This is a genomic window from Streptomyces sp. SBT349 (genome assembly GCF_001083795.1).
Lineage (GTDB): Bacteria > Actinomycetota > Actinomycetes > Streptomycetales > Streptomycetaceae > Streptomyces.
On the sequence record NZ_LAVK01000189.1, the window covers coordinates 1 to 14378 of the forward strand.

A 14378-nucleotide genomic window follows, 5' to 3' on the forward strand; every position below is an offset into this window, starting at 1 on the left:
GGGAGCGGGTGGGTGGTCAGCTGAGATCGATCCCCGGGTAGAGCGGGTGCTTGGCGAGGAGGTCGGCGGAGCGCTCCGCGACCCGCTTGGCGACGCCGTCCTCCAGCACGTGGGCGGCCTTGGAGGGCTTGCCGCTCTTGGTGGTGCCGGGGGTGGTGCGGGAGAGCACGGTGTCGATGAGTCCGGCGACCTCGTCCATCTCGGCGATGCCCAGGCCCCGGGTGGTGAGGGCGGGGGTGCCGATGCGGATGCCGGAGGTGTACCAGGCGCCGTTGGGGTCGCGGGGCACGGCGTTGCGGTTGGTGACGATGCCCGCGTCCAGCAGCGCCGCCTCGGCCTGGCGGCCGGTGAGCCCGTAGCCGGAGACGTCGATGAGGGCCAGGTGGTTGTCGGTGCCGCCGGTGACCAGGCGGGCGCCGCGCCGCATCAGGCCCTCGGCGAGGGCGCGGGAGTTGTCCACGATGCGCTGGGCGTAGTCGCGGAACGCGGGCTGCCTGGCCTCGGCGAGGGCGACGGCCTTGGCGGCCATCACGTTCGGCAGGGGGCCGCCCAGGACCATCGGGCAGCCGCGGTCGACCTGGTCGGCGAGCGAGTCGTCGCACAGCACCATGCCGCCGCGCGGGCCGCGCAGGGACTTGTGGGTGGTGGTGGTGACGATCTGGGCGTGCGGCACCGGGTCGAAGTCGCCGGTGAGGACCTTGCCCGCGACGAGCCCCGCGAAGTGGGCCATGTCGACCATCAGCGTGGCGCCCGCCTCGTCGGCGATCTCGCGCATCAGCCGGAAGTTGATCAGCCGCGGGTAGGCCGAGTAGCCCGCGATGAGGATCAGCGGGCGGAACTCGCGGGCGCTGGCGCGCAGTGCGTCGTAGTCGACGAGGCCCGTCTCGGGGTCGGTGCCGTAGCTGCGCTGGTGGAACATCTTGCCGGAGATGTTCGGCCGGAAGCCGTGGGTGAGGTGGCCCCCGGCGTCCAGGGACATGCCCAGCATCCGCTGGTCGCCCAGGTCGCGGCGGAGGGCGGCCCAGTCCTCCTCGGTCAGGTCGTTGACCTGGCGGACGCCGGCCCGTTCGAGCGCGGGGCTCTCCACGCGCTGGGCGAGGACGGCCCAGAACGCGACGAGGTTGGCGTCGATGCCGGAGTGCGGCTGGACGTAGGCGTGCCGGGCCCCGAACAGCTCGCGGGCGTGCTCGGCGGCCAGGGACTCGACGGTGTCGACATTGCGGCAGCCCGCGTAGAAGCGGCGGCCGACGGTACCCTCCGCGTACTTGTCGCTCAGCCAGTTCCCCATGGCGAGGAGGACGGCCGGGGACGCGTAGTTTTCGCTGGCGATGAGCTTGAGGGACGCGCGCTGGTCCTCGATCTCGGCGCCGATGGCGTCGGCGATCCGCGGCTCGACGGCCCGGATCGCGTCGAGACCGCTGCGGAAGGCGGTGGACTCGGTGGTGCGGCGGGGTTCTGTGCTCATGGGGCCTCCTTGACCTGACGTCGCGACGGCCCAGGCGCACGGCTCCACGTCGCTCGACAGGACCGCTCCCCGATGGTTCACCCCATCCGAAACGCGCCAGTCACGGCCCCGTGCGAGCGTAGCACCGCGCCGTCAGTCGCCTCCGTCGAGATCCGGTCGCCGGCGGCCGAGCTCGAAGCGGTCGCCCGCGTCGCGCAGCTCGTAGAGCTTGGCGCGGGTTGCGGGCGAGCCGAACGGCCGGTGGACGACGAGCAGCAGCGTTCCGTCGAAGGCGCGGAACGGCATGCCGTGGCCGGCGTTGTCGCCGACGAGGACGGGCAGCAGCTCCCAGGGCCCGGCCAGGCGCCCCGTGAGGGAACGGGCCTGGGTCTGGACATAGCCCTGGGTCCCCGCGGGGCCCAGGTAGGTGGACCAGAGCATCAGCAGCTCGCCGGTCCGGCTGCGGAACAGCTCGGGGCCGTCGGTGACGTACGGGGGCAGTGCGGCGGCGTCCGCGGTGAGGCCGCGGTCGAACCAGGGTGCCGAGGAGGCGCGGAAGAGGTGCACCGGTTCGCCGGTGGTGCGGCGCAGGTCGGGGCTGAGGCGGATGGCCTCCATCGTTCCGTCGAGGCGCTGGATCCACTCGTGGGCGTAGACGAGCCAGGGCACACCGTCCTCCACGAAGAGCGTGCCGTCCAGGGCCATGAACGCGTCGGGCGTGTGCGGGCGTTGGAGGTCGAGAAGGGTGAAGGGGCCGTAGGGCGAGTCGGCCACGGCGACGGCGGTGCCGCGGCGGTAGGTGCGGATGAGCACGTCGGGGGGCTCGGCGAGGGCCTGGCTCTCGTCGTGCAGGGTGAGGAAGAGGTACCACCTGCCGCCGTACCGGTGCACCTCGGGAGCCCAGCCGCCGTCGGTGGCCCAGTTGTCCTCGGGCACGGTGAACACCCGGTAGGGGCCCTGCCAGGTGGCCAGGTCCCGGCTGCGGTACATCAGCGTGCCGGTGTCCGGGCTGCCGGTGACGTCCTCGGTGTTCCGGACGTAGAGGTGGTAGGTGGAGCTGGGGCGGTGGGCCACTATCCAGGGATCGTGCGCCCAGATCTCGTCGAGCCGCAGGCCGCGGGGCGGCGGGGCGGAGCCGCCCGCGCCGTGGGCCCCCGCGCCGTGGGCCGTGCCGGATCCGGCCGCCAGGGGGAGGGCCGAGGCTCCGGCGGCGCCGAGCAGGGTTCGTCTGCCGAGGGGTGTCATGGTGGGACCCGCCTTGAATCGTTATAAGCGACCGGGGCCGAGGCTTTCACCGTTCCTCGCGGCCGGTCAACCCCCGTGCGGTCGCGGAACACCGGCCCCTGGGGCACGGTGGACGTGCCGCCAGGGATCCACCGTTCGGCCAGGAGGTCAGCAATGAGCGAGCACACCTACCGGGTGACCGAGATCGTCGGCACCTCGCGCGAGGGGCTGGACGACGCCATCCGCAACGCCGTCGGCCGCGCCTCCCGGACGCTCCGTCAGCTGGACTGGTTCCAGGTGACGGAGATCCGCGGGCACATCGAGGACGGCACGATCGAGCACTACCAGGTGGGACTGAAGGTGGGCTTCCGCCTGGAGGAGGGCGACGAGGACTGACCGGACGGACGGACCGGGCCGGCGGGCCGCGCCCGCGCCGCCCGGGGGCGGACGGCGCGGGACGGCGGTCAGGCGCGTCTGCCCTCGCCCACGGCCATCGCCTCGGGGGAGAGCAGTCCCGCGGTCCACCCGTACACCACGTCGGCCGTGGCGCGCCCGTGCTCGACCATCATCGTGCAGTGGTCGCCGGGGACCTCCGCGAGGTCGTGCGGCAGCGGCCAGTACGCCCGCCACTCCGCGTCCGCCGTCATCGGGCTCTCCGGCGAGCCGGGAACGAACCGCTCGGGCCGCACGAACAGCGTCGGCGCGTGGAGGGGAGCCGGCCGCCAGCCGTGGAACATCCGGGTGTAGATGCCGGCCGCGGTGACGGCCTCGAAGCTGAGGGCCGCGAACGACCGCCTGCGCTCGAACAGTTCGTAGTCCAGGGCCCGGCGCAGGTGGGCCGACATCATGTCGGGGACATAGGTGTCCAGCAGGACCAGGCCGGCGGGGCGCACCCCCTGCGCCTCCAGGCGCGCCGCCACCGCGTGCGCCAGGAGCCCGCCCGTGGAGTAGCCGACCAGGGTGAACGGCCGAGGTCCCGCCGCCCTGACGGTGCTCTCCGCGAGCGCGTGGACGAGGACGTCGAGCGACGCGGCGAGCGGCTCGCCCGCCCCGAACCCCGGGACCCTCAGGACCGGCAGCTCGGCCGTGCCCCGGTAGCGCTCGGCCAGCTGGGCGAACTGGACGGTGCCCTCGACCGGGACCAGCGGCGGGAAGGCGATGTGCGCGGGTCCTTCCCCGCCGCGCGAGAGCCACGCGGGCTCCTCCCTGCCGCCGCCGAGGAGGCCGGAGCCGGCCGAGGCGTCGAACCGCTCGCGCAGCGCCGCCGCCCCCACGACGAGCATCTCCGCCTCCTTGGTCCGGCCGCGGACCGCTATCTCGCGGTAGAGCGAGCCGAGCGTCGCCTCCTGCCCGTCCGCGGCGCCGGCCGGGGCGGCCGGGTCCTCGGCGCCGTTCACCCGGCCACCGCCGGTCGGCAGGGAGGCGAGCAGGTGGTGGGCGAGCGCGTCCGGCGTGGGGTGGCGGAAGGTCAGGGTCGAGGGCAGCCGCAGCCCGGTCACCGTGTTCAGCCGGTTGCGGAGTTCGATGGAGGTCAGGGAGTCGAAGCCGATGCTCTGGAAGCGCCGGCCCGGGTTGATGGCCTCGGGCCCGGCGTGGCCGAGGACGGCGGCGGTCTCGGTGAGCACGATGTCCAGGACGGCCGGCCAGCGCTCGGAGTCGCTCAGCTCCCCGAGCCCGCGCGCGGGCCCCGGCACACCGGCCGGGCCGTCCGCCGCGGCCGGCCGCGCGGGCGCGTGCGCCATGCCGCGCAGCAGCGTGGGCAGGGTGCCGTCCTGCGCCCTGCCGCGGATCGCGTCCCTGTCCACGCGCCCGGCCACCAGCATCGGTTCCCCGGTGGTCAGCGCGGAGTCGAGGAGGGCGAGTCCCGCCTGCGAGGTGAGCGCCGCCAGCCCCAGCCGGTTCATCCGGTGCAGGTCGGCGGCGCCCAAGTGGCCGGTCATGCCGCTGGGTTCCGCCCACAGGCCCCATGCCACCGAGGTGGCCGGGAGCCCGGCCGCGGCCCGGCGCCGCGCGAGCGCGTCGAGGAAGGCGTTGGCCGCCGCGTAGCCGCTCTGGCCCGCCGTTCCGAGGACGCCGGCCATGGAGGAGAAGAGGACGAACGCGGAGAGGTCCGCGTCCCGCGTCAGCTCGTCCAGGTGTGCGGCGCCCACGGCCTTCGGGCGCAGCACGGCGTCCAGCTGCTTGGCCGTGGTGCCCTCGATGACGCCGTCGTTCAGCACGCCGGCCGCGTGCACCACGGCGGTCAGGGGCCGTTCCCCGGGAATGGCGGCGAGCAGCCGGGCGACCTGGCGGCGTTCGCCCACGTCGCACACGGCGAGGGTGACCTCGGCGCCCAGCTCGGCCAGCTCCTCCCGGGTACGCTCGGCGCCCGCGGAGTCCGGCCCCTGGCGGGAGGCCAGGACGAGGTGGCGCGCTCCGTGGTGGGCCACCAGGTGCCGTGCGACGAGGCGCGCCAGCGTCCCGGAACCGCCCGTGATCAGCACGGTGCCGTCCGGGTCGAGGGGCTTGGGCACCGTCAGCACCACCTTGCCGATGTGGTGTCCCTCGCGCATGCGGCGGAACGCCTCGGGGGCGCGCCGCACGTCCCAGACCTCCACCGGCAGCGGTGTGAGGACGCCGCGGGCGCACAGGGCGAGGACCTCGGTCAGCATCCGCCCGAGGTGCGCGGGTCCCAGGTCCGTGAGGACGAACGGGAGGTAGGCGGCGCCGGGGTGGTCCCGCGCGATGTCCGAGGGGTCGCGGAGGTCGGTCACCCCCATCTCGACGAACCGGCCGCCGGGGGCGAGCGAGCGCAGCGAGGCGTCGAGGAGCTCGCCCGCGGTCGCGTTGAGCACGATGTCGGCGCCTCGCCCGCCCGTGGCCGCGCGGAAGCGCTCCTCGAAGTCGGTCGTGCGCGAGGAGGCGATCTCGTCGTCGGCCAGCCCGGCGGCGCGCAGCACGTCCCACTTGCCGGGGCTGGCCGTGGCCAGCACGCGCAGGCCCAGGTGCCGCGCGAGCTGCACGGCGGCCATGCCCACGCCGCCCGCGGCGGCGTGCACCAGCACGGTCTCCCCCCGCCGGGCCTCGGCGAGGCCGACCAGCCCGTGGTAGGCGGTCAGGAACGCGAGGGGCACGGTGGCGGCCTGCGCGAAGGACCAGCTCCCAGGGACGCGCGCCAGCAGCCGCCGGTCGGCCACGGCCAGCGGGCCGAACGCGCCCGGCCACATGCCCATCACCCGGTCGCCGGGCGCCAGGTCCTCGACGCCGGGACCGACCTCGGCGACCACGCCCGCGCCCTCGTGGCCGAGGTGTCCGGCGCCGGGGGGCAGGACGCCCAGCGTGTTGAGCAGATCCCGGAAGTTCATGCCGGCCACGCGCACCGCGACCCGGACCTCGCCCGCGGCCAGCGGCACGGTGCCGGCGTCGCAGGGGACGAGGGCCAGGTGCTCCAGCGTGCCGCGTTCGCCGGCCTCCAGACGCCAGGCCGTGGCCCCGGCCGGGGGCGTCAGCCGCTCGGGGGCGGCGGGCGCGAGCCGCGGCACATGGACCCGCCCCCTCCGCAGCGCGACCTGCGGCTCGCCGCAGGCCAGGGCCTCGGGCACGGCCGCCGCCGAGGCCGGGTCGCCGTCCCAGTCCAGGAGGACGAACCGGTCGGGGTGCTCGGCCTGCGCGGAACGGACCAGGCCCCACACGGGTGCCTGGGTGGCGTCGGCATCGCCGCCGGGGTCCGCGGCCACGGCGTCGCGGGTCACCACGACCAGGCGGTGCCCCGCCCACCGGTCGTCGGCCAGCCACGCCTTGACCTGGGCCAGCACGGCGCGCAGCGTGGCACGGGCGCCCGCGGCCAGGGGTTCGTCGGCGGGGGGCACGCCCCACAGCACGGCGCGTGGCGGGGGTTCCCCGCCCGCGTCGAGCGCGGCGGCCAGCTGTTCGAGGTCCCGGTAGCGCGCGGCGGCGCCGGGCGGCTCGATCCCGAACTCGCCGAGCGCTCCCCAGCCGGGGGCGTTGGCACGCGGCGGGCCCGCCGCGGGGGGCAGGGGGCGCCAGTCGACCTGGAGCAGGTGGCCGTTCGCGCCGTCGGCGGGGGCGGCCGGTTCGGCGCCGATCGGCCACAGGACGACGGCGCCGACGGCGGCGACCAGGGCGCCGGCGGGGTCGGTGACGGTGACGGACACGCCCTCCCCGGACGCCGCCGGGACCATGGCCACACGCAGGGAGGCGGCCTCGCGGGTCACGATGTGCACATCGGTCCAGGAGAACGGCATCTTGCCCTCGCCGAAGTCGCCCAGGCCGATGGAGTGCAGGGCCATGTCCAGCAGGACCGGGTGCACGACATAGCCGTCGCTCGCCGCGGCGAGCGCCTCGCCGAGCGCCACCTCCGCGAACACCTCCTCGCCGCGCCGCCAGACGGCGCGCAGCCCCCGGAACGCGGGCCCGAGCGCCACCCCGGCCTCGGCCCACCGCGCGTAGCACCCGTCGATGTCGACGGGCGCCGCCCCCTCGGGGGGCCATACCGCGGGCGCGGGCAGCCGCGGCGCCCGCCCCTTCGCGGCGAGCGTGCCGGAGCCGTGCCGGGTCCAGGGCTCGGAGGCGGGGGCGCCGTCCGGGCGGGCGTGGATGAGCACGGCCCGGCGCCCGGACGGGTCGGGGTCCTCGACACAGACCCGCAGGGCCACGGCGCCGTGCTCCGGAATCTCCAGAGCCCTCTCCACGATGAGCTCATCCAGCACGGGGCAGCCGAGTTCGTCGCCCGCGTGGGCGGCGAGCTCGACGAAGGCCGTGCCGGGCAGCAGCACCGTTCCCCGGACGACGTGGTCGGCGAGCCAGGGGTGGGTCACCAGCGAGACGGTCCCGGTGAGTTCGGTCCTCCCGCCGCCGGCGGCGGGTACCGCGGGGCCGAGTATCCGGTGTCCCGTGGGGCGTTCCGCCCGGTGGGCCCGGCTGTCGAGCCAGTAGCGCTCGCGGGTGAAGGCGTAGGTGGGCAGTTCGACGGTGGGGGCGGCCTGGCCGTCGGCGCGGGGGAAGAAGGCGCGCCAGTCCACCGGGAGTCCGGCCACGAACGCGGAGGTCAGCGCGGAGGCGAGGGCCTCCACCTCGGACCGGCCGCGGCGCTGGCTGGGCAGGGCCACCACCCGGGCGGCCGGCCCCGTCGCGGGGTCCTGGCCGGTGAGGGTCTCCTCGGCCATCGCGGTCAGCACGGCGTCGGGGCCGATCTCGACGAAGGTGGTGACGTCCGCGTCCCGGAGCCGGCGCAGGCCGTCGCTGAAGCGGACGGGCCGGCGCACCTGGTCGGCCCAGTACCGCGGCGAGCCGAGCTCGCCCGGCTCCGCGACGCGGCCGGTGACGTTGGAGACGACGGGGATGGAGGGGTGGCCGAAGGCCAGGCGGCCGAGCACCCGGGCGAACGGGTCGAGCATCGGCTCCATGCGCGGCGAGTGGAAGGCGTGGGAGACGCGCAGCCGGCCGGTGTGCCGGTCGCGGGCCGCGAAGGCGGCGGCGATCTCCTCCACCACGGGCTCGTCGCCCGAGATGACGACCGAGGCGGGCCCGTTGACCGCCGCGAGCGAGACGCGCTCCTCCGCGCCGGGCCGCGCGGCGATCTCGGTCAGCGCCTCGGCCTCCGTCGCCTGAATCGCCACCATCGCGCCGCCGTCGGGCAGCGCCTGCATCAGCGTGGCGCGCGCCGTCACCAGCGTGGCGGCGTCGGGGAGGGAGAGCACCCCGGAGACGTGGGCGGCGGTGATCTCGCCCAGGGAGTGGCCGATGAGGAAGTCGGGGGTCACCCCGAAGGAGCGCCACAGCCGGTACAGCGCCGTCTCGTAGGCGAAGAGCGCCGGCTGGGCGAGGCGGGTGCCGTCGAGGGCGACGGCGGTCGCCGTGTCGGTGGCCAGGACCGTGTCGCGCAGCGGCGAGGGCAGCAGATCGCCGAAGGCGGCGCACACCCGGTCGAACTCCTCGGCGAAGACCGGGAACGCGCGGTAGAGGTCGCGTCCCATGCCGGGCCGCTGGGCGCCCTGCCCGGTGAAGAGGAACGCGGTCCCGCCCGCCTCGGGCGCGGGCGTCGCCCCGGTCGCGGCCGGCCCCGTTCCGCCGGCCGCGAGGGCGCCCAGCTGCTCGGTGAGCTCCCGGTGGTCCCGGCCCCAGACGACGGCGCGGTGGTCCAGGGCCGCGCGGCCGACGGCCAGCGAGAGGCCGACGTCGGCGGGCGCGGGCGCGGGGCTGCGCTCCAGGTGGGCCAGGAGGCGCCGGGCCTGGTGGCGCAGCGCGTGGGGGCTCCCGGCGGACAGCACCCAGGGCAGGCGCCCGGCGGGCGGGGCCTGGCCGTCGTCCGGCTCGGCCCTCGGCTCCTCGGGGGCTTGTTCGAGGATGAGATGGGCGTTGGTGCCGCTGATGCCGAACGCGGAGACGGCCGCGCGGCGCGGGCGGTCGGTCGCGGGCCAGGGCCTGCCCTCGGTCACCAGCTCCATCGCGCCGGACGACCAGTCGACGAACGGCGTCGGCTCGTCCACGTGGAGGGTGGGGGGCACCTCGCCGTGGGCCATGGCGAGCACGGACTTGATCACCCCGGCCACCCCGGCGGCGGCCTGGGTGTGGCCGAAGTTCGACTTCAGGGTGCCGAGCAGCAGCGGCCGGCCGGCGGGGCGGTCCTTGCCATAGGTGGCCAGCAGCGCCTGGGCCTCGATCGGGTCGCCCATCCGGGTCCCGGTGCCGTGGGCCTCCAGCATGTCCACGTCGGCGGCGGCGATTCCGGCGTTGCCCAGCGCGTCGCGGATCACCCGCTGCTGGGAGGGGCCGTTCGGCGCGGTGAGGCCGTTGGAGGCGCCGTCCTGGTTGATCGCGCTGCCGCGCACCACGGCCAGGACGCGGCGGCCGGCGCGCCGCGCGTCCGAGAGCCGCTCCAGCAGGAGCAGGCCCGCGCCCTCGCTCCAGCCGGTGCCGTCCGCCGCCGCCGCGAAGGGTTTGCACCGGCCGTCGGGCGCGAGGCCGCCCTGCCGGGAGAACTCGCCGAACGCGGTCGGCTGTGCCATCACCGTGACGCCGCCCGCGAGCGCGAGATCGCACTCCCCGGCCCGCAGCGCCTGCACCGCCAGGTGCGTCGCGACCAGTGAGGACGAGCACGCGGTGTCCACGGTGACCGCGGGGCCTTCCAGGCCGAGGGCGTAGGCGATCCGGCCGGAGAGCACGGCCATCGACCCGCCGGTGAGGCTGTGCCCGGCGGTCTCGGCGAGGGCCCACTCCCCCTCGCCGTAGCCGCTGGGGCTGGCCCCGGCGTAGACCCCGGTGCGGCTGCCGCGCAGGCCGGTGGGGGCGATCCCGGCGTGTTCGAGCGTCTCCCAGGCGACTTCGAGCAGCTGCCGCTGCTGCGGGTCCATCCCGAGTGCCTCGCGCGGCGATATCCCGAAGAGTCCGGCGTCGAACTCGCCCGCGGCGGCGAGGAATCCGCCCTCGACCGGGGTGGCTCGTCCCTCGCTTCCGGCGTCCCGGTCGTAGACCTCGGCGAGGTCCCAGCCGCGGTCGGTGGGGAAGGGCCCGATGGCGTCGACTCCCCCGGAGACCAGCCGCCACATGTCCTCGGCGGTGGCGACGCCGCCGGGCAGGCGGCAGGCCATGCCGACGATGGCGATGGGCTCACCGAGCCGCGCCTCGGTCTCGGCGAGCCGCTGCCTCGCCGTGCGCAGGTCGGCCATCGTCTTCTTGAGGAAGTGGCGCAGCTTCTCCTCGTTCGCCGAACTCACCGTGTCCGCCTCGCTTGCCATCTGAACCGCTCCTCCGGTCAGGAGATGCCGAACTCGTCACCGAGCATCTCGAACAGCTCGTCATCGGACGCCGTTTCCAGCTCCGCCGTGCGGGTGTCCTCGCCTTGCCACTTCGTCATGATCTCCGTCAGCCGCGCCGTGACCCGGGCGCGGGCGGCGACGGTGCCGCTGCTGGCGGCCAGCGCCTCTTCGAGCCGGTCGAGCTCGTCGAACACCGACAGCGCGTCGGGTGCGGCCGACCCGGCGAGCTCGCCCCGCAGGCGGTCGGCCAGGGACGCGGTCGTGGGGTGGTCGAAGACGATGGTGGGCGGCAGCTCCCGGCCCGTCGCCTCGTTCAGCCGGTCGCGCAGGTCGGCGGCGCTCAGCGAGTCGAAGCCCAGGTCCTTGAACGCCCGGTCCACCGGTACGGTCCGCGAGGAGCGGTGGCCGAGCACGGCGGCCACCTCGGCGCGGACCAGTTCCAGCACCGACGGGTTCGCCTCGCCGTCGGGGACGCCGGGAGCGTTCCCGGCGGTGGCCGCCGGGTCCCGTTCGGCCGTCACGTCCGCTGCGGCTTCCTCGTCCGCGGCCTGGGGGTCCTCGGGGGGTGCCCCGGCCTCGCGGTGGCGCGGGGAGTCCGGCGGGGAGTCCGGCGGGGAGAGCGCCGCGTTGCGCCGCCGCCAGGCGCCGAGCGCGGGCAGCACGGCGTCGAGCGCCCGCTCGTCGCCGAGGTCCAGCGCGTCGGTGAGGGCCTGGCTGTCCTCGCGGTCCACCGCGTCCCAGAAGTGCCGCTCGGCGCGGTCGGCGGGCGTGGCGGGAGCGGCGGGAGCACCGGGTGAGCCGGCGGCCGTCAGCCAGTAGCGCTGCCGCTGGAAGGGGTAGGTGGGCAGCTCGACGGCCGACGGCGGGGGGGGGGGGGGACGGGGGGTGAGGGAGGCCAGGTCCACCCGGGTGCCGTGGACGTGTGCGGTGGTCAGGGCGGTGGTCAGCGTGTGGGTCTCGGGCTGCTTGCCGCGCAGCAGGGGCAGGACGAGCGCCCGCGCGGTACCGGTCCCGGCGGTGAGGGTCTCCCTGGCGAGGGTGGCCAGGGTGGCGGACGGGCCGAGTTCGAGGTAGGTGGTGGTGCCGAGCGCGGCGAGGGTGCGCACTCCGTCGTGGAAGCGGACCGGGCGGCGGATGTGGTCGGTCCAGTAGTCGGGGTCGGCGAGTTGGCCGGGGGTGGCCTCGGCCCCCGTGGTGTTGGAGATGACGGGGATGGCGGGCGGGTGGTAGGTGAGCGTGGCGGCGAGGGCGCGGAACTCGTCGAGGACCGGTTCCATGTGCGGCGAGTGGAAGGCGTGGGAGACGGCGAGCTTCCGGGTGCGGCGGCCGTCGGCCTCGAACCGTTCGGCGACCTCCCGCGCGGCCTCCGCGTCGCCCGAGACGACCGTGGCGGCGGGCGCGTTGACGGCGGCGATGCCGAGCCTGTCCTCCAGGCCGGCCAGGGCCGCGGCCACCTCGTCCTCCGGCGCCTGGACGGCGATCATGGCGCCGCCGGGTGTGGCGCGTTGCATGAGGCGGGCGCGGGCGGTGACGAGGGTGGCGGCGTCGGCCAGGTCGAGAACGCCCGCGAGGTGGGCGGCGGTCAGCTCACCGAGGGAGTGCCCGAGGAGACGGTCGGGGGTGACGCCGTGGTGGGTCACCAGGCGGTACAGGGCCACCTGGAGGGCGAACAGGGCGGGTTGCGTGTACTCGGTCCGGTGCAGCAGCGCCGCCGTCTTGCTGCGCGCCTCCGCGAACATCACCTTGCGCAGGGGGCGGGGCAGATGCGCGTCCAGCGCGTCGCACACCTCGTCCAGGGCCTCGGCGAACACCGGGTGCGCCTGGTACAACTCCCTGCCCATGCGCGCCCGTTGATCGCCCTGCCCGGACAGGAGGAACGCGGTGGCGCCGGTGGTCCGCTCCCTGGGACCGACCACCCCGGGCGCCGTCAGCCCCTCGGCGAGCGCGGTCAGTCCGGCGCGGAAGGCGGCCGGTTCCTCGCCCACGACGGCCGCGCGGTGGTCGAAGGAGGCGCGCCCGCGCGCCAGCGCCCACGCCACCTCGGCCGGGTCGGTGCCGGGCCGGGCCGCCAGGTGTGCTTCGAGGCGGGCGGCCTGGGCGCGCAGCGCCTCGGGCGACTTCGCCGAGAGCACCCACGGCCCCCACGGCGCGGCGGGCGAGGGGGCGGGGGCGTCCTCGCGGGGGACGCGTTCCGCCGCCGGTGCCTGCTCCAGGATGAGGTGGGCGTTGGTGCCGCTGAGGCCGAAGGAGGAGACGCCTGCCCGGCGGGGCCGTCCCGTCTCCGGCCACGGCACCGGCTCCGTCAGCAGCGACACATGTCCCGCCGACCAGTCCACATGCGGGGTCGGCTCGTCCACATGCAGCGTCCTCGGCAGCGTTCCGTGCCGCAGCGCCATGACCATCTTGATCACACCCGCGACCCCGGCGGCGGCCTGGGTGTGGCCGATGTTCGACTTCAACGAGCCCAGCCACAGGGGACGTTCGGCAGGCCGGTCCTGCCCGTAGGTGGCGATGATCGCCTGCGCCTCGATCGGGTCGCCCAGCGTCGTCCCCGTGCCATGCGCCTCCACCGCGTCCACCTCGGTCGGCGCGAGCCGGGCGCTGGCCAACGCCTGCCGGATGACGCGCTGCTGGGAGGGGCCGTTGGGAGCGGTCAGGCCGTTGGACGCGCCGTCCTGGTTCACCGCGGAGCCGCGGATCACCGCGAGGACCCGGTGCCCGTTGCGCTCGGCGTCCGACAGCCGCTCCAGCAGGACCAGGCCGGCGCCCTCGCCCCAGCCGGTGCCGTCCGCGGCGCCCGCGAAGGACTTGCAGCGGCCGTCGGGAGCCAGCCCGCGCTGACGGCTGAACTCGGTGAACAGCGCGGGCGTGGCCAGCACGGTCGCCCCGCCCGCCAGCGCCAGGTCGCACTCCCCGGTGCGCAGCGCCTGCGCGCCGAGGTGCAGGGCGACCAGCGACGACGAGCAGGCGGTGTCCACGGTCACCGCGGGCCCCTCGAAGCCGAAGGTGTAGGAGATCCGGCCGCTGGCCACGCTGCCCGCGGAGCCGCTGGTGAGGTAGCCCGCCACCTCCTCGGGCACCGCGCCCGGTTCGGCGCCGAGGCGCGCGCTGTAGTCGCCGTGGATCACGCCGGTGAAGACGCCGGTGCGGCTGCCGCGCAGGGTCTCCGGGGTGATCCCGGCCCGTTCCAGCGTCTCCCAGGCCGTCTCCAGCAGGAGGCGCTGCTGCGGGTCCATGGCGATGGCCTCGCGGGGGTTGATGCCGAAGAAGTCGGGGTCGAACGCGTCGGCGTCGTACAGGAACGCGCCCCGCTTGGTGTAGGTCTTCCCCGGGCGTCCCGGCTGCGGGTCGTAGATGCCGTCCACGTCCCAGCCGCGGTTGGACGGGAAGTCGCCCTGGACGGTGCCCTCGTTCGCCACGAGGTCCCACAGGTCGTCGCCGGAGCCGATGCCGCCCGGGAAGCGGCAGCCGACGGCGACGATGGCGATCGGCTCGTCGGCGCCCGCCGTCGCCCCGCCCGTCCCCCGGGTGGCCTCCGCGTCCGGGGCGGTGCCGTCCGGGGCGCCGTCGGTGGTGGCGACGGTGGTGGCGACGCCGAGCTCGGCGCGCAGGAACGCGGCCAGCACGGCGGGTGTGGGGTGGTCGAACGTCAGCGTGGCGGGCAGCCGCAGGCCGGTGTCCGCGGTGAGCCGGTTGCGGAGCTCGACGGAGGTGAGCGAGTCGAAACCCTGTGCCTGGAAGGCGCGTTCGGCGTCCACCGCGTCGGCGGCGCCATGGCCGAGGACGAGCGCGGCCTGGGTGCGGACCAGGGTGAGAAGGGCCTGGTCGGCCTCCGCCCGCTCCATCCGCGCCAGCCGTTCGGCGAGCGGGGCGCGCTTGCCGCCCCCGGCGCCCTCGGCGCCTCCGGCCCGGTGGGGCCGGCGCGGGGCTGTCTCTTATACACATCTCCGAGC

The 14378-nt window shown here is 75.9% G+C and carries 3 protein-coding genes, 2 pseudogenes and 1 riboswitch; of the genes and pseudogenes, 1 reads left to right on the plus strand and 4 read right to left on the minus strand.

The window, feature by feature from the left end; translation table 11 throughout:
- Positions 1-16: 16 nt before the first annotated feature.
- Both ADY01_RS21825 and ADY01_RS21830 read right to left on the minus strand, forming a co-directional pair.
- On the minus strand, positions 17-1465 hold the full coding sequence (locus tag ADY01_RS21825; RefSeq protein ID WP_049576316.1) for a glycine hydroxymethyltransferase: 1449 nt from the start codon (positions 1463-1465) through the stop codon (positions 17-19).
- Between the two features lie 21 nt (positions 1466-1486).
- A riboswitch (ZMP/ZTP riboswitch) is annotated at positions 1487-1579 on the minus strand.
- Positions 1580-1597: 18 nt separating this feature from the next.
- A complete protein-coding gene (locus ADY01_RS21830) occupies positions 1598-2689 on the minus strand; it encodes a glycoside hydrolase family 43 protein (protein WP_078900493.1) in 1092 nt (363 codons plus the stop codon).
- 153 nt (positions 2690-2842) lie between these two features.
- Between ADY01_RS21830 and ADY01_RS21835 the strand changes: the two genes are divergently transcribed.
- Positions 2843-3064: a dodecin gene (locus ADY01_RS21835; RefSeq protein WP_049576319.1), complete on the plus strand. Its 222-nt coding sequence runs from the start codon at positions 2843-2845 to the stop codon at positions 3062-3064.
- A 170-nt stretch (positions 3065-3234) separates the two neighbouring features.
- On the opposite strand, the pseudogene ADY01_RS39235 reads toward ADY01_RS21835, so the two are convergent.
- Positions 3235-10383: pseudogene (locus tag ADY01_RS39235) on the minus strand (SDR family NAD(P)-dependent oxidoreductase); the annotation flags it as partial.
- Between the two features lie 38 nt (positions 10384-10421).
- A pseudogene (locus tag ADY01_RS21845) lies at positions 10422-14228 on the minus strand (type I polyketide synthase); the annotation flags it as partial.
- Positions 14229-14378 lie beyond the last annotated feature (150 nt).